Here is a 17,884-nt window from a genome sequence, read left to right as displayed (position 1 = left end):
ATGAACGACTCCGGTCCGTCGCCCGGCCCGGTGCCGCCCAACCGGCGTCGCGCATGTTCGACACCCGAGAACCCACCCGGGCCGTCCGGCCGTGCCACCGACGTCACGCCGCCGGTACGCCGAGCAGCTCGGCCGTTCGTTCCCACAGGTCGATTGCCAGCCGGTCGTCCCTGGCCTGCCGGTGGACGGGACCGTTCGGTGTGCGGTGGTGGTAGTACCCGCCGTTGGCCGTCTCCGGATCAGGCATCGTGGCCAGGTGGACAAGCGACTCGGCCCCCTCGTCGAGGGTGCGCAGCCCACCCAGCAGACGACAACGGACCAGTGCGGCGACGAGCGGGGCTTCCCGGTTGATGCCGGTGGTCGCGACCACCCCCGGGTGAAACGCTGTCGCGGTCAACCCGCTGCCCCGTGTACGGCGGGCCAGTTCTCGGGTGAACAGGATGTTCTGCAGTTTCGTCGTGCCGTAGCGCACCAGTTCTGATCGTTTGCCGGCACCTTCGAGGTCGTCGAGATCGACCCTGCCGAACCGGTTGCCCTTGCTGGAGGTGGTGATGACCCGCGCCGGCCCGACGGTGGTCATCCGGTCCAACAACAGGTTGGTCAGCAGAAACGGGGCCAGGTAGTTGACCTGGAACATCAGGTCGTGGCCATCCTCGGTACGGCTCCGCCTGGTCAGCACGACACCGGCGTTGTTGGCCAGTACGTCGATCCTGGGGTGGCGGCTCAACAGGGTGTCGGCGAGCCGGCGTACCTCCGACAGCCGGGCGAAGTCGGCCACCAGCGGCTCGGCACCGACCTGGCGAGCCACGGCGGCGGTCTTCGCCGGCGACCGGCCGACCACTGCCACGGTCGCACCCAGGCGCGCCAACCGGCGGGCCGCCTCGGCGCCGATACCCCCACTGGCGCCGGTGACAACAACGGTCTTTCCATCCATGCTCCGATCGACCATGCCCATCATTGTCACCGTTTCTGTCGTAACCGTCCGCCATGATCCTCCCGTCATGGCGGCGTCGGCATTCGTCGACGCGGCTTCAGCACGGGCGGGCACACAGGCCCGCGTCAGGCAGGGAGGACACAGGTGACAGACGCTGACGAGGCCGCCTGGACGCGGCGCAGCGTACTGGCGGTGGTGCCGCCGGCCCAGCCGCGCAGGTTGGCGAAGGTGCCCTTCGTCGAGCTGGCCGATGGACGGCTGCAGGGCGTGGTGTCCAGTGGCTCGGACATCGAGCGGGTCTACGTCTCGTCAGTGGCTGCCGGCAACCACGCCTACCACTGCAGCACCAACAACAACCGGCCCTGCGGCGGGCTGCGTGGTGCGCCTTGCAAGCACCTCGAAGCACTCGCCGAGGAGGCCGTCCTCCAGTACGGCGTCGACCCGGTAGCCCGCTACCTCCGCGTCGACGCCGGTCCCGACGTACGCGGCGGACGTGACCTGCTGGCCCGGATGGACACCCGACACGAACCCACCCCGGCCGCGGTGGTGTTCAGCCGGTTCCTGCGCCACCTGGCCTATCTCGAACTGCCGGACAGCACCACCGCGCTGCCCGAGCTGCACTGGTTCCCGGCCACCGGGGCGGTCCGCTGATGTTGGGCAGCCAGTTGACGCAGCTGCACCAGCGGGTCCCGACCGGGCTGGCCGAGGCCGACGCGGTCGTCGCCGCCTTCGACCACGCTCTCGTCGGTGGATTCGCGCGGGTCGGTGACGACGCCGCCGACGCGCTGGCCGCCCTGGCCGGTGCCGTCGCCGGTACCCCGCTGCACGACCGGGTGTCCGAGGCGGCGGGCAGGGTCACCGCCGGATCGTTCAGCCAGGAGCACCTCGTCAGCCTGGCCGGTGCCCGGTCGGCCCTGCTCGGCGCAGCCCACGATGCGCTACTCGGTCAGTTCGACACCGCCGTCGGACGCGACCGGGCACCGTGGCGGGCATCGGTGGGCGGGCCGGCCGAAGTGTCCGCCCCTCGCGGTGCGGCACGGGCCTGGCTGCACGAGACGGCCGTGGCCGGTTGGCGAAACGCCGACCACGACCTGCTGTCGGCCGTCGGGGCACCGGTCGAGGCAGCCCTCGCCGAGCCGTCGCACCGCCGACTCGCGGTGCTGCTCGACGGCTTAGCCGCCGAACTGCGGGCCAGTCTCCCGGTGGTCGGGATGCCACAGGTACCGATCCGCCGCTGGGCCGATCTGTGGTCACGGGCCGTGCTTCTCGCCCAGGACTGGTCCGGCCCGGCCGACGACGTCGAGGCGGTCTCCGGCCGTCTGCTTCCGCTCGGGGTGGACATCCACGAGCACGGCACGTCCGTCCAGGTGCAGGTGCACGGTGTCTTCGAACCAGCCGGCGGACGACCGGCCCGTCTGGTCCGCACGGCGGTGGCCGCCGCGAAGGTCGCCACGATCACCGGGCCGGCGGTGTGGCGACTGTTGCAGGCTCACCCGGCTCTGCTGGCCGCGCTGGCGCAACGGCGGGTGCTCGCCCTGACCGACCTGCCACTGCACGGTGCCGACCTGCGGTGGCTCGACGGTCAGGCTCGTGTCGGTGAGCCGGCTGACCCGTTCGTGACCGCCCGACTGCTGCTCGCTGCGGCGACCGCGGCGGCGACCGCGCCGCTGGACCGGCACCCGACCGCGATCGCCGAGCCGGTGCTGTTGGAGGGCTATACGGTGAGGACCGCCGACGGACTCACCATCGAGTGCGACGGCCAGCAGCTTCCGATCGCCGTCGACCGGCTGCCGGCGGCGGGTCCGCTCACGCCCGCACTTGTCGCCGCCTCGTCGTGCTGCCTCGGACTGCTCCGCTGGGACGGAGGTCGCTGGCTCGTACAGCCGCTGGCGGTACGCGCCACCATCAGAGGCAAGCCCGTCGAGGCCCACAACGGTGACTGGGCTGAAGGTGTCACCGATCCGAAGGCGGCGAAGGTGGCCGCCAAAGCGGGCGACGCCGTCGCGGTGCTACGCGAGCGGGCGGGACGGTTGCTGCGCCGATGACCAGTTTCTTCACTCCTGGCGACCGGGCCGCCGCCAACCGCCGTCAGGTGCTCTACTGGCGACTGCTGGGCCGGATCTTCGACCCGGACGAGCAGCCCGCCCTGGAGTCGGCGAGCATGGCCGTGGTCGACGACCTTGGCCTGCCCGCCATCCTGCTGGATCCGGCGGTGTCGGTGGATACCGTGGTCCAACGCTTCCCGCAGCTCGCCGAGGAGCTACGCGGCCTGCTCGCCGACACCGGGGCCGCCGGCACCGAAGAGGGTGCCGGGCCGCACCGGCCCGGTGTCGCCGAGGTACGCCGAGCGGCGCTGGTGTCGAAGCTGTTGCTCAACGTCTTCGCCACCGGATCGGGGTCGGTCGGTGCCGGTCAGCTGGCCCGTTGGCAGTCCGACGCGGGCTGGTTCGAGCAGGCGCACGGGTGCGCGCCCGGCGAACTGCGACGGCAGGGCACCGGAGTGGGTGCCACCCTGGCCGGCATCGAGAGCGACCTGGTCAACCGGATGCACCTGCGGGAGGTGTTGGCGGATCCGACGCTGGCCCGGCAGCTCACCCCCAGCATGTCGCTCGTCGAGCAACTGCTGCGGGACAAGGCCAACCTGTCCGGGGTGGCACTGGCCAACGCTAAGTCCCTGATCCGTCGCTACGTCGACGAGGTCGCCGAGGTGCTGCGTACGCAGGTGGAGCAGAGCCCAGTCGGTGCAATCGACCGGTCGGTGCCGCCGAAACGCGTCTTCCGCAATCTCGACCTGGACCGCACCATCTGGCAGAACCTGACCAACTGGAGTCCGGAGGACGAACGGCTGTACGTGGACCGGCTCTACTACCGGCAGACCGCCCGCAGGACGACACCGTCCCGGCTGATCGTGGTGGTCGACCAGTCGGGTTCGATGGTCGACGCGATGGTCAACTGCACCATCCTGGCATCGATCTTCGCCGGCCTGCCCAAGGTCGACGTGCACCTGATCGCCTACGACACCCGGGCCTTGGACCTGACCCCGTGGGTGCACGATCCGTTCGAGGTGCTGCTGCGCACCAACCTCGGTGGCGGCAACGACGGACCGCTGGCTATGGCGATGGCCCGTCCGAAGATCCTCGAACCGACCAACACCGTGCTGGTGTGGATCTCGGATTTCTACGAGTTCGACAGGTCCCAGCCGCTGTTCGACGGCATCGAGGCGGTACACCGGTCGGGAGCACGTTTCATCCCGGTCGGCTCGGTTAACAGCTCCGGCCAGCAGAGCGTCAACCCCTGGTTCCGGCAACGCCTGAAGGACCTGGGCACTGCGGTCCTCTCCGGTCACATCCGCAAACTCGTCTTCGAGCTGAAGAGTTTCCTCACCTAGGAGAGACATCCCTCATGTCCGACATGCTGCGCGCCCCCGCAGAGATCAAGTACGCCGACGAACTCGACTTCCTGGAGTCGGTCGACACCGGCACCAAGCCGTACTCGTGGCGACTCAGCCCGCGCATGGTCCGGCTGTTCGTCCTGGGCTCCGAACGCGCCGACGGACTCGACCGGAACATCCCACAGAAGTGGTTCGGTGATCGCAGCTTCGTCGAACGCAGCATCGTCACGCTGGCCTCGGACCGTGGTCTGCTGCTCATCGGTGAGCCGGGCACCGGCAAGAGTTGGCTCGCCGAGCTGCTGGCCGCGGCGACCTGCCGCAACTCCACCCTCGTCGTGCAGGGCACCGCCGGCACCACCGAAGACCACATCAAGTACTCGTGGAACGTCTCCATGGTCATCGCCAAGGGGCAGTCCCGCGAGTCGATGATTCCTTCGCCGATCATGACGGCGATGGAGCAGGGTGTGCTCGGCCGCTTCGAGGAGTTGACCCGCTCCACGAGTGACGTGCAGGACGCACTGATCTCCATCCTGTCGGAGAAGTACGTCTCCATCCCCGAACTCAACGACGACAACATCGTCTTCGCCAAGCCCGGATTCTCGATCATCGCCACTGCGAACAGCCGGGACCGAGGCGTCAACGACCTGTCCTCGGCGCTGAAGCGGCGGTTCAACTTCGTCCGGATCCCGGTGGTCACCAACAAACGCAGCGAGGCGGAGATCGTCCGGTTCCGTACCGAGGAGCTGCTCCGACGCCACCGCGTCGAGTTGGAGGTGCCACCCACCCTGTTGGACATCCTGCTGCAGAGCTTCGCTGACCTGCGCGCCGCCGCCGCCTCGGCGACGAGCGACGACGACAAGCTGGAGTCGGCGTTGTCCACCGCGGAGCAGATCGGGGTACTCGAAGACGCCGTCCTGCACAGCCAGTTCTTCGGCGACCGTACCCTCCGCGCCGCCACGCTGGCCGGATCGATGGTGGGATCCCTGGCCCGACGCAGCCCGGAGGACCTGGCGATCCTCAACAAGTACCTGCACGCGGTGGTGGAGCCACGGGCCAAGAAGGACGGCGGCGAGTGGCCCGGCTTCCTCGACGGTGGCCGCCAGGCGATCGCTGCCCTGTCATGACGGCCCCGACCGCCACGGGCGCGTTCGCCGCCCTCCGTGAGCAGCTCACCGGCGCAGCCGCCGCGTTCGCCGACGGCCCCGACGACCTCGCCGGCATCCTCAGCGGCCTCGTCGACGACGTCGACCGGGCACTTGGCGAACGCCTGGAGATCTTTCCGGTGTGCCATCATTCGCCGGCCTCCGCGCTGGCCATGGCGCGCCGACTTCGACAGAAGCAGCCCCGCGTCATCTACCTGGAGCTCTGCGAGGATTTCCGGCCGATCCTCGCAGAGCTGCGCAACTGTCGGCTCCCGGTGGCAGTGCAGGCGTTCGCCTCGGAACTCCACGGGTTCCCGGCGGCGTGGGCTCCGCTGAGTGTGATCGCCCCGGTCACCGAGGCGTCCGCGGAGTACCAGGCGATCGCGTACGCGCTCGAGTCGCCGGGCGTGGAACTGGTGCTTGTGGACCGCTCCACCGACCACGTCTTCCAGTGGTCACCACGCGACGGGACGCCCCCGGCGGACGGGGCCGCGCCCGAACCGACCGGCAGCGACCCGGGTGAACAGGCCGCTCTGCACGGCGACGCGTTCGGCGTGGAGATCGGCGACCTGCGACCCCGCTTCGCCGAGTTGGAGGCGCACCTGCTGCATCACGGTAAGGTGCGGCACTGGTCGGAATGGTGGGACAGCTACGTCGAACGACCGCTCGCCGTCGCCGACCACGACACCTACCGTCAGGTCATGGTCCTGATCGGAAGTCTGTTCCGGCGGCTGCGTCCCCCCGGGGCGGATCGTACCGACCGCGACGAGGACCGCGAACGCTACATGTGGACCAGGATCCGGCAGCACTTGGCAACCACCGATGTCGACCCGGCCGACTGTCTCTACGTCTGCGGGGCCTTCCACGCCGCCAGCCGGGTCGACCAGTTCGGCCTGGACTCCGCCGCCCCCGACTTCGAGATCACCGCACCTACCGCCACCGTGTGGCAGTACGGGCTGATCCCGTCGAGCCACTCGGCGATCGAAACCCAGTTCGGTCTCGCGCCCGGGTCGGTGTCGATCGCGGCCGCCACCTGGAGCAGGGCGGTGAACAGCTCGGGTGCGACGCCGTACCGGCTGGGCGGTCAGCGTGGCCCGACGAGCCGAGGTCGGCGCGGGCTCGGCCGATCTGCCGCCGCGCCGGCTTCCGCGATCACCGACCGGCTCTCCGGTTTCCTGGCCGCACCGCCGGCCCCCGACGGGCTCGACGAGCCGGAGCTGCGCAGCTGGTGCGTGGACATCGTCCGGCTGGCCCGCCGCAACGGCTACCTGGCCAGCACCGCGGACGCGATAGCGGTGTTCGAAACCTCGATCCTGTTGGCCGGGCTACGCAACCGGGCCCGTCCCACCCCGTACGATTTCGCCGACGCGGCCGTCACCTGCATCGAGAAGGACGTCGTGCCCGGCCGCCGGGACGTACGTCGGCTCTGCGAGATCCTGCTCGGCGGAGACCGGATCGGCCAGGTCGGCTACGATGCCCTGCCACCGTTGGCCCGCGATGTCCTGCACCGACTTCAGCCGCTCGGTCTCGACCTGGAGAAGCGCGCCGTGCAGCGGGCATTGCTGGACCTGCAGCACCGCCCCGAGCTGGCCGAATGCTCGAATCTGCTCTGGATACTGCGGCACCTGATGCCACCCGGCGCAGTCCGCCCGATCATGGGTGAGCACCGACTCGGGCACCGGTCGATGCAGGAGAGCTGGGATTTGGCGCTGGGCCGCCACCAACGCGCGCTCATCGAGCTCGGCTACGAGGGTGTCACCGTCGAGCAGGTGCTGGAACAGCGCCTGCGCCGCACGGTACACGGCCCGGAGGCGACGGTCGTCGGTGCCCTCGCCGCGGTCGAGGACGCCCTCCGGCTGCTGCACGGTCCTCGACTGGTCGACGAGCTGGGCGCCCGGGCGGTCGAACTGCTCGCCACCGAACGCAGCGTCGACGACGCCCCGGAGGTGTTGCGCCGGATCCGCCGGTTGCTCGCCCACCACCAGGCCACCACGCCGAGATTGCCGGCCTGGTGCGAGGCCTTCGTGACCACCGGCTACGCCCACTACTGCACCCTACTGCCGACCGCGTTCGTCGATCAGGAGACCGGGGTACGGCAGGTCGGTGCGATGCTCGGTTTCCTGGTCAGTCTGGAAAGCCTGGCGCTGTCCCTGGGGTGCGACCGGTCCCAGCTCGAACTCGCATTGGCGCAGTCCCACCCCCAGGCGCCGCCCAAGGTGGCCCTACTCTGGGCGGCCCACCACCATCTTGGGATGCTGCCCCTGGCCGAGTTACGGCTCCGCTGCCTGGCGCTGCTGTCCAACCCACTGGTGGTGCCTGCCTTCCCGCAGTATCTGTCCGGTTTCGTGCACGCGCTCGAACCGGTTCCTGGGCTCGCGCCCTTCGTCGTGGAGACGATGTCCACCGCGTTCGCGCGGCTCCCCGACCCGGTGCTGCTGCCCTGGCTACCGAACCTGGTCACCACCCTGCGCGAGCACGGGCCGGAGCTGGTGCCGCTGCTGGTCCGGGAAGCCGGACGCACCTTCCCGGCCACGCTCGCCGAACTGGATTCGTGGGTGCCGCCCTGGTCAGCCACCACCCGCACCCACCCGCAGGGCACCCCCGGACAGTCTGCCGGGCAGGTGCTCGCCCTGCTGACCGACCATCGGGAGCCGGTGAATGCCGTCGCCACCCTCCTCGGTGTCGGAGGCGATGCACCACCCCCGACCTGACGAAAAGGGAATATGGTTACCCCGTGGACCAGGACCGTCTGATTCAGCCCCCTGTCATCACCGCGCAGATGCTCATCCGCAGGCCCGTCGCCGAGGTTTTCCAGGCGTTCATCGACCCGGCCGTAACCACGAAGTTCTGGTTCACCAGAAGCAGCGGACGGCTTACGCCCGGCACCACCGTCACCTGGGACTGGGAGATGTACGGCGTCTCCACCGTCGTGGTCGTCAAGGAGGTCGAGGAGAACAGCCGCATCCTTGCCGAGTGGGATGCGGAATCCCCCACCCAGATCGAATGGCGGTTCCTGCCCGGCGAGGGTGCGGCGACCCTGGTTCGGGTCACCGAGAGCGGGTTCAGCGGCACCGCCGACGAAGCCGTGACGAAGGCGACCGACTCGATGGGCGGCTTCACCATGGTGCTGTGCGCCTGCAAGGCACTGCTGGAGCAGGGGGTACTGCTGAACGCGGTCGCAGATGCCCACCCGACCGGATTCGACGCCTGATCGCCCGGTAGCCTGCCCGACGATGTCGTCGCGGGACGACGCCACCGCCGCTTCGGGTTCAGGGCCCGGACGGCTGTCGGTCACCCGGCGGTGCGGTGGGCGGTGGTACGGCGAAGGTCACCGGGGCGTCGAAGGCGGCACGGCGGGCGGCACGGCGAAGTGCGGCCAGGACAGCCGGTCCGACCAGAACGATCGCCACGGTGGTGGTGATGGCACGGCCGGTGTCCCACCCGAAGGTGGACGTGACGGCGGTGAACACCGCGAAACGGTGCAGGTTCTCCAGCACCGGTGCCCCGGCGACGTAGGAGAGCTGGGTGTCCGCGCCGGTGCTGAACGGCCAGAACCACAGGTTCATCAGCAGCCCGTAACCGTAGGCGGCGACCGCACCGTAGCCGGCGAGCACAGCGACCTCGACCCGGCCCCGCAGCCGGGCCGGCAACAGGCCGGCGCCGAGGCCGATCCACGCGGCGGCCAGCATCTGAAATGGCAACCACGGTCCGACACCGGCGGTGAGCAGAGCCGAGGCGAACAGCGAGATGGCACCGAGCAGGAACCCGAAGCCGGGCCCGAACACCCGGCCGGCGAGGACGAGCAGGAAGAACACCGTCTCGATACCGGCGGTCCCGGCGCCCAGCGGGCGTAGGGCGGCGTTGACGGCGGCGAGCACACCGAGCATCGCCAGGGCCTTGCTGTCGACGCCACCGGAGCTGAGTTCGGCCAGGACGAGAGCCACAAGCACCGGAAGCACGACGATGAAGACGAGGGGCGCCTCGGTGGTGCGGGCCATGCTCTCCGGTCGGGCCGGCACGAAGAACGGCCAGCTGAAGGCGGCCAGCGCGGCGACGGAGGCCAGGACGAGGACGACGGCGGTACGCGGGGCGACCCGCAGGGCGGTCGTCATCCTCGTGTCCCGGCAACGGCCAACGCGCCGGTGACCTGGTCCACGGTCAGCCAGGACTGCGGCGCCATCACCTTGGCGACCTGCGGGGCGAAGGCCGGTGAGGCGAGCATGACCTCGGTGGTGGTGCCGTCGGCCACGATCTCCCCCTGTGCCATCACGACGACCCGGTCGGCGACGGCGGCGACGAGTTCGACGTCGTGGGTGGCGACCACGACCGCCCGTCCTTCGGCGGTCAACCGCCGGACGATGGTGCTGAACTGCCGTTTGGCGAGGTAGTCGAGGCCCCTGGTGGGCTCGTCGAGCAGCACGACCGGTGGGGCGGCGGTGAGCTGGATGGCCAGGGCGAGGGCCAGCCGTTGCCCTTCCGACAGGTCACGTGGATGCTGATCGCCGGGCAGCGCGGACGCAAGCTGGTCCAGTAGTGCCCGGCAGGTGCCCGCGGGGGCGTCGGACTCACGGTCGGCCTGGGCACACTCGGCGTCCACCGTCTCCAGGTAGAGCAGGTCTCCGGGGGTCTGTGGGACCAGACCGACCTGTCGCCGTGCCCGGCCGGCGGGCAGGGTTCTCGGGTCGACGGCACCGTCGGCGCCGGTGACGGTGACGCTGCCGCCCTGTCGTGGGCCGCCGCCCTGCACCGCCCACAGCAGGCTGGACTTGCCTGAGCCGTTGCGGCCCATCAACGCGACGACCTGACCGGGGTACAGGTCGAGATCCACACCGGCCACGGCGACGGTGCCCGGATAGCGCACCACCATCCTGCGGGCGGCCAACGCTGTGGTGCCGTCACGTGCCGGCGCGGGTGACGGTGGTGTGGCGTCGGCGAGCCGCTGCCGCAGGCCAGACGCACGACGACGGGCGTCGCGCACGGACAGCGGCAGCGGCGTCCAGCCGGCGACGCGGCCCAGCTCGACGAGGGGCGGGGCGAGGTCGACGCCGGCGAGGACAGCAGCCGGTTCACCGTCGACGACGGTGCCGTCGCCGGGCAGGTAGAGCAGCCGGTCGGCGTACTGCACGACGCGTTCGAGGCGATGTTCGGCAAGCACGACGGTGACGCCGAGGTCGTGGACCAGGCGGGTGACGGTGGACAGGACGTCCTCCGCTGCCGTGGGGTCCAGCGCGGAGGTCGGTTCGTCGAGCACGAGCACCTGCGGGTGGCTGGTGAGCACCGCGCCGATGGCGACCCGCTGCTGCTGACCGCCGGAGAGGGTCCGCAGCGGACGGTCGCGCAGCTCGGCGATGCCGAGCAGGTCGAGGGTTTCCTCGACACGCTTACGCATCACCGCGGCGGGCAGGGCGAGCTGCTCCATGCCGTAGGCAAGTTCCTCCTCGACGGTGTCGGTGACGAAGCCGGCCAGGGGGTCCTGACCGACGACTCCGACGACATCAGCGAGATCGCGGGGCGGGAAGCGACGGGTGTCGCGGCCCTGCACGGTGACCGTGCCGTACAGGGTGCCGCCGGTGAAGTGCGGAACCAGCCCGTTGACGGCCCGCAGCAGGGTCGACTTGCCGGCGCCGGTACGCCCGGCGACCAGGCACAGCTCACCCTCGGGGATGTGCAGGTTCACCTCGCGCAGCATCGGTTCGCGGGCCTCGGCGTAGTGGACGGTGACCTGGTCGAAATCGATCATCGGTGCGCCTCCCGCTGTAGGTCACGGCCCGGTGTTGCGCTGCGAATCGCGCCGGCCGGTGCAGCGGTGACCGGCGTCGAGGTGCGCTCGGCCGTGCGCGTCGGGGGTGGCGGCGCCAACCAGGCCGGGGCCACGGCGACCACGACGGCCAGGAGCATCAGCGGGGTCAGTTCAGGCCAGGTGAGGGGGCTGACCGGCGGGTAGAGCCGGGCCGGGTCCACGGACCCGGCCGCTGCCGTCACGGCAGCCGTGACCACTCCACAGCCGGCGACGACGACATCGGCCAGGCCCCAGCGATCCGGCCGGTAGCGGCTACGGTCGACCCGCCGCCCGGCCAGGAGCATCCCGACGACAGCCGTTGTCAGGCCGGTCAGCAACATCGGCAGACCGAGGTAGCTGGGCACGGTGGCATCGAGCAGCCCGTACGTGCCGACGCAGACGCCCACCAGTCCGGCGAGCACCAGGCCACCGGTGAGGGCACGATGGCTGGCCGGTATCGCGGCGGTGCGACCGTAGCCGCGAGAGTCCATCGCCGCCGCCAGGGCCAGTGACCGGTCAAGGGCGTCGGCCAGCACCGGCAGAGCGATCCCCCGTAGGGCACGCAGACCCTTTCCGGTGGCACCACGCAACCGGCGCGCCCGACGTACCCGCAGTACGCTCTCGACGAGTTGCGGGGCGACCGAGAGCGCAACGACCACGGCGGTACTCACCGCGTACAGGGCACCGGGGACGGCTCGGAGTAGGCGCTTCGGATTGGCCAGGGCGTTCGCGGCGCCGAGGCAGATGAGCATCGTCGCCAGGCGCAGCCCGTCGTAGAAGCCGCCGAGGAGTTGTTCGGCGGCGACCGGCCCGAACAGTCGGATACCCGCCGCCCAGGCCGGCAGTGGGATCTCCGGTAGGTGAAACAGGACAAGGTCGCCCTGTCCACCGCCGAAGACGAGGCGGAACACGATCCGCATGGCCACGACCATCCCACCGAGTACCAGGTACAGCCGGAACGCGAACGCCCAGGGGGCATCCGTGCGGCGTCGCACGACCACCAGCGCGGCGGCGGCGACGAGCAACGCCAGGGGCAGCGGGTTGGTGGTGTGGTTGGCCGCGGTCGCCAGGCCGAGCGCCCACAGCCACCACGCCCCCGGATGCAACGCCCGCGGTAGCCGACCGGCGATCGTCGGACCGGACCGGGCGACCTGCGTCGGCGGCGGGGCGACCTTGCCGGCGGTGACCTGTTCAGTCATCCGACGCGACGCTTCGACGACGGGCCGCGACGAGCCCGCCCCCGACGAGCGCGACCAGCACGAGCAGCCCGGCTATTGTTCCCACCGGTAGTTCGCCGGTGTCCCGGCTCGCGCTGATCTCGGTTGGTGTGAACGAGTCCGTCGACTTGTCGGTCGGTGTGGCGGCGGCCCCGCGCGGGGGTACGCCGACGACCACCGGCGGTGTCTCCGCTGTGGCGACGGGCGGGCCGGCGGCCGAGGTCGAACCCACCGCCGCAGGGGCGGGCGGCCCGGTGGTGCCCGCCGGGGCCGTCCCGGTCGGCACGACGTTTCCACCCGCGGCGGGGGGCGGGGTCGTCGGTGGCGACGAGGGACGGGGGGCAGGTGCCGTGGTACGCGGAGGTGCCGGTGGAGCGGTGCGGGGAGGTGCCGCCGGCGTGGTACGCGGAGGGGGTGCCGGCCGGGCCGGTGCCGCCCCCGGTCGGGGTGCGTCGTCGGCGTTGCGGTTGACGGAGAACGACCAGCCTTCGAAGCTGCCCGGGGGTGGCCTGCGGTTCAGCACACCCTTGTCGCTGTAGGTCCAGGAGCCGCCGTTGGGTGCGTGCCAGTAGGACCAGTAGGCGCTGGCCGGCGGCGTGTCGATGCACCTTTCCGCGCTGGCCGAGGGCTTGCCCTCGATCCGGCAGATGAACCCTTCGCCCCACCGCAGCGTGCCGGCGATCTGGAAGCCAGCGTTCTTCAACGCCGCCAGGCCGGTGGCCTGGTCGCCGGGAGCACACCGGACCACCGTGCCGCCGCCGAGTTCCTTGAAGTCCACCACGACTGTCACTCCCCCGGCGTCGGGGCAGTAGCCGGCGTTGCCCGTGGCAGCAGCCGGGACCGGCCCGGTCAGGACACTCACGGCGACAAGCGCGAGAGCGGACACGGCCGAGGTCGGCCGGGTACTCATGTGGCCCGCCGACGGCCGAGGACCAGCAGCACCACGCCCCCACCCACCAGCAGCAGCGCCGCGAGAACGTACCCGCCGATCGCCACACCAGTCCTCGGCAGTCGGCCCACCCCGCCCGGGGCGGGTTCGGTGGCGGTGGGGGTGGGAGTCGGTACCGTGGCGGTCGGCGTGGTCGGCGTGATGCTCGGTGAGGTACTCGGTGAGGTGCTCGGTGTCGGGCTGGCGGTGGGCGAGGCGGTGGCCGTCGGCGTCGGCGAGCCGGTGGGGGTGGCAGTACCGGTGGGGGTGGCAGTGCCGGTCGGCGCGGGTGACACGGTGGAAGACGGAGTGGGCTCACCGGACGGCGGAGGATCAAGACCGATCCGGCCCAACGGTATCTGGGCCAGCCCGAGCAGTGCCTGCGCGGTGGCCCGACGCCACTGGTCCCGGACGTTCGCGACGATCCCGACCCGCACCGCCTCGGTCCGGGCGCCGGTGTCGTAGGCGATGGCTCCGCCATCGGCCGCCGCCGCGCCGCCGTTGGCGGTGGTGAGCTGCAGTGCGGCCAACGCCTCGGCGGCACGAGCGGACTCGGCGGCACGTCCGGCCGCAGCGAGGGCCTGCCCGGCCAGGCCGGTGCTGTTGGAGTTCGCGCCGCTCGTGGGTCCCGACCCGCCGAACGATCCGTCGGCGCGTTGCTGCGCCACCAGCCAGTCCGCGCCGCGCTGCGCGGCCTGGTCCGCGCCGGTGGCGTCGGTAGCCAGCAGTGCCTGGACGGCCATGGCGGTCGAGTCGACGTCGAGAGTGGCGTCGCCCTGGGCGTCGCAAGACGGCGACGGTGCGCCGTCGGCATCGGGGTAGAGCCGGAAGCCACCGGCCGTGCACTGCTGCCGGATGAGGAAGTCGACGGTCTCCTGCGGCGTACCGCCGCTGCGGGCCAGACCCAGCACGGCGAAAGCCTGGTCGAAGGTGTTGCTCGGATCCGGGCCGGTCGCCTCGGTGGTGCGGCTGGTGATCCGACCGTGCTGGTCACCGGTCGCTGCTCCGGAGATCAGCGCCACAGTCTCGGCACGGAGGTCCCAGCCGCCGAAGTCGGTGGGATCAGCACCAGCGGCCGAGGCCGCGTAGAGCAGCTTCGAGGTGGCGCCACCGTCGGTGAAGCCATCGAGACCCCAGTCGTCGTAGCTGTTGTAGGACCGCACGTGTGCGGCGATCTGCGCCGTCGCTGCCTGCCGAGTCGCGCCGGCTACCCCGGTTGCGGCGAGAGCGATCACGCCGTCGATGCTCAACCCCCAGTCCTCAGGACCGACCGGGCCGGGTAGCACGCCGTCGGTGTACTCCCCGGCGAGCCAGGTCGCGGCGTCGCGCGCGGCGGCGGCATGGGCTGGCGAGGGTGCGGCGGGCACGCCGATCGGGGTGACCGCGACGATGGCGAGCGCGGTGGCGGTGGCGACGCCGAGACCGGCGCCGACACGCCGGAGCGGAGACGTGGGCATGAGGGGTGCCTTTCGCAGAGCGGTCGGTGGAAGCTCCGGAAGGCACCGGACGGCGGTATCCGATCGCGTGGTCGCGACGATGCCGTACCGCTGTTGCCCGGACTCCACCCTGTAGACCTCGACAGTGGAAGCCGCTCGTCCTGTCCGGGGCATTCCGGCTCGCGAGAAGGTCCTCGCACACGGTTGCGGGTCAGCGTCGGCTTCTACCGACTTTCCCCCACACAGGACGTATTCAGTTGGGTACCCGACGCGCCGGGTGCCGCCACCGTACCGCCCGGCCGCCGCACGGCGCCAGCGTGGCGGGTGGCACCCGGCGTGCCGACGGATCGTGCCGGTTACCCGCAGGTCAGGGTGCGGTGATGCTGGGTGCGGTACCCGAGCCGAAGGACCAGCCCTCGACCGTGCCCGGGGCCGGGTCGTAGCTCGACGCTCCCAGCGTGCTGTACGTCCAGGCGGCACCGCTGCCGGAAGCGTGCCAGTACGACCAGTACGCGCTGGCCGGCGGGGTGTTGACGCACGGTTCCGTGGCGGCGGTCGGTTTTCCGTTGATCCGACAGACGAAGGCCAGCCCCCACCGCTGCGTACCGGTCGCCGTGAAGCCCGCGCCCTGCAGTGCGGCCAGTCCGGTGGCCGGGTCTCCGAGCGCGCACGCCACCTGGACGCCGCCGCCGAGTGAGCCGTAGTCGACCACCACGGTGACCCCGGACGTCCCGGTGCAGGCGGCGGCCTCGGCGGCGCGCGGCGACGGTTCGACAGCGATCAACCCGATGGCGACGACCGCCACCGCCATGATGCCGGCCAGCCATCGACGGCCGGATTCGTAGAAACCAGACATTGTGCGCTCCTTCACGGGAGAGTGGAACTGCCGACCTGTCAGTGGCAGGGCAGGCTGGGTGCGCCGCTGGTCGCATCTGCTGTGGAAAGACGGGCGTATCCGGTGCCGGCCAGACCGAGGACGGCCTGGGCGGTGGCGCGGGCGGCGGTACCGGGGTCGAAGACACCGCCGTCGAAGTCGACTGCACCTCGGTCAGCGACCGGTGCGGCACACCCGACCTGAAGACCCGCGAGGAACCCGCGGGCCCGCCACCAGGCCCGCAGCCGGCCGCCGTCGCGCAGTGCCTGGGCCGCCAGCCCGGTGCTGTTGGCGTTCGCCACCCCACCGGCGTTGCTGAAGCCGCCGTCGGCTCCTTGCACGGAGATCAGCCAGCGCAGTCCTGCGGCGGCATCGGCCCGGCGCCCCGCGGCCCGCAGTGCCTGCACCGCGACGGCGGTGGCATCCACGTCGGAGACACAGACTGGCTGCTCCGGCAGCAACGGGTAGCCGCCGTCCGGGCACCGGGTGTCGGCCAGCCACCCGGCGGTGACCGGCGGCACACCCTGCGCAGTCCGATCCAACGCGAGTATCGCGAAGGACTGGCTGAACGCGTTGCTGTAGTCACCCCACGCCGACCGGTCGGTGAACCGGCCACTGGCTTCCTGCAGTGACCGCAGCCGGGCGACGAGATCCACCCCGCCGACGTCGGTCGGGTCACCGCCACGAACCGCGACGGCCAACGCGAGCTTCGCGGTCGCGCCCGCATACGCCGCCGAGGCCCCGTCACCGATGTACCCGTCGCGGATGTCCGGCCGGGTGGCCCAGGCCAGCGCCGCGGCACCGAAGTCATCGGCAGCCTCGGCGGCGGCGAACGCGAAGACCGCGTCCAGGGTCAGCCCCTGGTCCGGGTACGCGACCCCACCGAAGACGGCTTCGAACCGTTCCCCGTCGACCAGCTGCCGGGCCAACCAGCCGGCGGCGGCCTCCGCTCGGACGGCACCCACCTGTGTGGGCGCGGCGATCGCCGGTGCGCTGAGGGTGAGAGCGGCGAGTACACCGCAGAGCAGGACGAGCAGGCGGTTCCGGCCCACACGAACGACCATCGGAGGCGCCTTTCCGGCCCCCGCGGTCGTATGACCGGGCCGCGCGGTACGCCGCGGACGGCCGGCCTCCGACCCGTGGGCCACGACGGGTGAGGAGCAGAGACTCACGAGTGCGGCAGGTATTCGGGCTCGCCGCCAGCAATCACCTGGCGGCCTACCGTTGCGGGCCAGCGCCGGACTTCGACCGGACTTCCCCCGCACACACACGCGGTTGTGCAGTTGTTGCGCCAGTCTCGTCCGACCTTCCACCACTGTCAATCCGCTACCGGAGGCACACCGTAGGTAACCACTGCTCCCGCGTCGGCCCGTCCCTGCTCGTTGTGGACGTCGCCGGCGACCGGCGTCGCTACCGGGAGGCGGAGATCCGTCGTGAGCACCGGCTGGCCCTACGCCGGGCCCTGCTCGACGACACCGGGGAAAACTGAGGCAGGCCCGCATTCTCCGGGACCGCCCTCGCGGGCCACCTCCCTGCGGTCGTTCCCCTCATCTCGTTCCCGGTCGGTCGGTCAACCGACGGCGTCGTCGGGCCGGCGCCGTCGATCGGCGGACCGGGTCGCGGCGACCAGCTCTTCGCGGGCTCGCGCCACCCGGGAACGGATCGTCCCGACCGGGCATCCGCACACCTCGGCAGCCTCGGCGTAGGAGAGCCCGAGCAGCTGGGTGGCGACGAACGCCTCCCGCCGGTCGGCGGGCAGCGCCGCGATCAGCTGTTCCAACGCCACCTGCCGGTCGAAGCCGCTGCGGCGCGGGTCGACAGCGTCGTGTGATTCCAGGATCGGCACCGTGCGCGGCCGGGACATCGCCATCCGGACCTGATCCACCGCGACCCGTCGGGCGATGCCGAACAACCAGGTGCGGGCGGAGGACCGGCCGGCGAACGACGGTAGCGACCGTAGGGCCCGCAGGTACGTCTCCTGCGCCAGGTCGTCGGCCTCGGCGGAGGAGGTGAGCGCGGCGACGAAGCGCCACACGGACGACTGCGTGGCCCGGACGAACGCGCTCGCGGCGTCCCGGTCCCCCCGACCGGCAGCGAGCGCCCACGCGGTCACCTGCGCGTCGTCGATCACCTTCAACACCTCCGCGTCGCCACCTCGCACAGTTGACGACAGCCTGTAGTAG

General features: G+C 71.2%; 14 protein-coding genes, 1 pseudogene and 2 riboswitches. Of the genes and pseudogenes, 6 read left to right on the top strand and 9 right to left on the bottom strand.

The genetic code is table 11. From position 1 onward, the window contains the following. Positions 1-103: 103 nt before the first annotated feature. Positions 104-949, bottom strand: a complete 846-nt coding sequence (locus HCA58_RS12940) for an SDR family NAD(P)-dependent oxidoreductase (RefSeq protein ID WP_169598048.1) — start codon at positions 947-949, stop codon at positions 104-106. 129 nt (positions 950-1,078) lie between these two features. Between HCA58_RS12940 and HCA58_RS12935 the strand changes: the two genes are divergently transcribed. From HCA58_RS12935 to HCA58_RS12910, 6 genes and pseudogenes are all read left to right on the top strand, one after another. Next, positions 1,079-1,585 (top strand): hypothetical protein, encoded by a 507-nt coding sequence (locus HCA58_RS12935; protein ID WP_169598047.1) that lies wholly within the window; start codon positions 1,079-1,081, stop codon positions 1,583-1,585. After that, positions 1,585-2,979 (top strand): hypothetical protein, encoded by a 1,395-nt coding sequence (locus tag HCA58_RS12930; RefSeq protein ID WP_169598046.1) that lies wholly within the window; start codon positions 1,585-1,587, stop codon positions 2,977-2,979. The genes HCA58_RS12935 and HCA58_RS12930 overlap by 1 nt, the downstream gene beginning before the upstream one ends. Further along, positions 2,976-4,322: a VWA domain-containing protein gene (locus tag HCA58_RS12925; protein WP_169598045.1), complete on the top strand. Its 1,347-nt coding sequence runs from the start codon at positions 2,976-2,978 to the stop codon at positions 4,320-4,322. Before HCA58_RS12930 ends, HCA58_RS12925 begins: the two co-directional genes overlap by 4 nt. Positions 4,323-4,336: 14 nt before the next feature. Beyond that, positions 4,337-5,449 carry an AAA family ATPase gene (locus HCA58_RS12920; RefSeq protein WP_169598044.1) on the top strand — a complete coding sequence of 371 codons (1,113 nt, stop codon included), beginning with the start codon at positions 4,337-4,339 and terminating at the stop codon, positions 5,447-5,449. Beyond that, positions 5,446-8,148: pseudogene (locus HCA58_RS12915) on the top strand (DUF5682 family protein); the annotation flags it as partial. The gene HCA58_RS12920 and the pseudogene HCA58_RS12915, both read left to right, overlap by 4 nt. Before the next feature lie 98 nt (positions 8,149-8,246). Continuing rightward, positions 8,247-8,678, top strand: coding sequence for an SRPBCC family protein (locus HCA58_RS12910; RefSeq protein WP_205808504.1), 432 nt, complete (start codon positions 8,247-8,249; stop codon positions 8,676-8,678). A 58-nt stretch (positions 8,679-8,736) separates the two neighbouring features. Here HCA58_RS12910 and HCA58_RS12905 read toward each other — a convergent pair whose 3' ends face one another. From HCA58_RS12905 to HCA58_RS12865, 8 genes are all read right to left on the bottom strand, one after another. Beyond that, positions 8,737-9,579 (bottom strand): ECF transporter S component, encoded by an 843-nt coding sequence (locus HCA58_RS12905; RefSeq protein WP_169598043.1) that lies wholly within the window; start codon positions 9,577-9,579, stop codon positions 8,737-8,739. Beyond that, the gene (locus tag HCA58_RS12900) at positions 9,576-11,207 is read right to left on the bottom strand and encodes an ABC transporter ATP-binding protein (RefSeq protein WP_169598042.1); all 1,632 of its coding nucleotides are present in this window, start codon (positions 11,205-11,207) and stop codon (positions 9,576-9,578) included. The genes HCA58_RS12905 and HCA58_RS12900 overlap by 4 nt, the downstream gene beginning before the upstream one ends. Then, the gene (locus HCA58_RS12895) at positions 11,204-12,445 is read right to left on the bottom strand and encodes a CbiQ family ECF transporter T component (RefSeq protein WP_169598041.1); all 1,242 of its coding nucleotides are present in this window, start codon (positions 12,443-12,445) and stop codon (positions 11,204-11,206) included. Before HCA58_RS12895 ends, HCA58_RS12900 begins: the two co-directional genes overlap by 4 nt. Then, complete coding sequence (locus HCA58_RS12890) at positions 12,438-13,373, bottom strand: hypothetical protein (RefSeq protein ID WP_169598040.1); 936 nt, start codon at positions 13,371-13,373, stop codon at positions 12,438-12,440. Before HCA58_RS12890 ends, HCA58_RS12895 begins: the two co-directional genes overlap by 8 nt. Continuing rightward, on the bottom strand, positions 13,370-14,848 hold the full coding sequence (locus HCA58_RS12885) for a prenyltransferase/squalene oxidase repeat-containing protein (RefSeq protein WP_169598039.1): 1,479 nt from the start codon (positions 14,846-14,848) through the stop codon (positions 13,370-13,372). Before HCA58_RS12885 ends, HCA58_RS12890 begins: the two co-directional genes overlap by 4 nt. Positions 14,849-14,978: 130 nt before the next feature. Next, positions 14,979-15,111: riboswitch (cobalamin riboswitch) on the bottom strand. Positions 15,112-15,194: 83 nt separating this feature from the next. Beyond that, positions 15,195-15,683 (bottom strand): hypothetical protein, encoded by a 489-nt coding sequence (locus HCA58_RS12880; protein WP_169598038.1) that lies wholly within the window; start codon positions 15,681-15,683, stop codon positions 15,195-15,197. A gap of 38 nt (positions 15,684-15,721) precedes the next feature. Further along, complete coding sequence (locus HCA58_RS12875) at positions 15,722-16,765, bottom strand: prenyltransferase/squalene oxidase repeat-containing protein (protein ID WP_169598037.1); 1,044 nt, start codon at positions 16,763-16,765, stop codon at positions 15,722-15,724. 96 nt (positions 16,766-16,861) lie between these two features. Then, positions 16,862-17,001, bottom strand: a riboswitch (cobalamin riboswitch). 270 nt (positions 17,002-17,271) lie between these two features. Then, positions 17,272-17,832 carry a sigma-70 family RNA polymerase sigma factor gene (locus HCA58_RS12865; RefSeq protein WP_169598036.1) on the bottom strand — a complete coding sequence of 187 codons (561 nt, stop codon included), beginning with the start codon at positions 17,830-17,832 and terminating at the stop codon, positions 17,272-17,274. Between the last annotated feature and the right edge of the window lie 52 nt (positions 17,833-17,884).

It is taken from the genome of Micromonospora sp. HNM0581, from assembly GCF_012726175.1.
Lineage (GTDB): Bacteria > Actinomycetota > Actinomycetes > Mycobacteriales > Micromonosporaceae > Micromonospora.
This window is presented reverse-complemented; position numbering and strand designations above follow the sequence as displayed.

Bases quoted from the DNA above. Each gene is read 5' to 3' on its own strand.
- HCA58_RS12895 (WP_169598041.1), bottom strand. From the start codon at position 12,445: ATGACTGAACAGGTCACCGCCGGCAAGGTCGCCCCGCCGCCGACGCAG.
- HCA58_RS12930 (WP_169598046.1), top strand. From the start codon at position 1,585: ATGTTGGGCAGCCAGTTGACGCAGCTGCACCAGCGGGTCCCGACCGGG.
- HCA58_RS12925 (WP_169598045.1), top strand. From the start codon at position 2,976: ATGACCAGTTTCTTCACTCCTGGCGACCGGGCCGCCGCCAACCGCCGT.
- HCA58_RS12940 (WP_169598048.1), bottom strand. From the start codon at position 949: ATGGTCGATCGGAGCATGGATGGAAAGACCGTTGTTGTCACCGGCGCC.
- HCA58_RS12910 (WP_205808504.1), top strand. From the start codon at position 8,247: ATGCTCATCCGCAGGCCCGTCGCCGAGGTTTTCCAGGCGTTCATCGAC.
- HCA58_RS12880 (WP_169598038.1), bottom strand. From the start codon at position 15,683: ATGTCTGGTTTCTACGAATCCGGCCGTCGATGGCTGGCCGGCATCATG.
- HCA58_RS12905 (WP_169598043.1), bottom strand. From the start codon at position 9,579: ATGACGACCGCCCTGCGGGTCGCCCCGCGTACCGCCGTCGTCCTCGTC.
- HCA58_RS12885 (WP_169598039.1), bottom strand. From the start codon at position 14,848: ATGCCCACGTCTCCGCTCCGGCGTGTCGGCGCCGGTCTCGGCGTCGCC.
- HCA58_RS12875 (WP_169598037.1), bottom strand. From the start codon at position 16,765: ATGGTCGTTCGTGTGGGCCGGAACCGCCTGCTCGTCCTGCTCTGCGGT.
- HCA58_RS12890 (WP_169598040.1), bottom strand. From the start codon at position 13,373: ATGAGTACCCGGCCGACCTCGGCCGTGTCCGCTCTCGCGCTTGTCGCC.
- HCA58_RS12920 (WP_169598044.1), top strand. From the start codon at position 4,337: ATGTCCGACATGCTGCGCGCCCCCGCAGAGATCAAGTACGCCGACGAA.
- HCA58_RS12900 (WP_169598042.1), bottom strand. From the start codon at position 11,207: ATGATCGATTTCGACCAGGTCACCGTCCACTACGCCGAGGCCCGCGAA.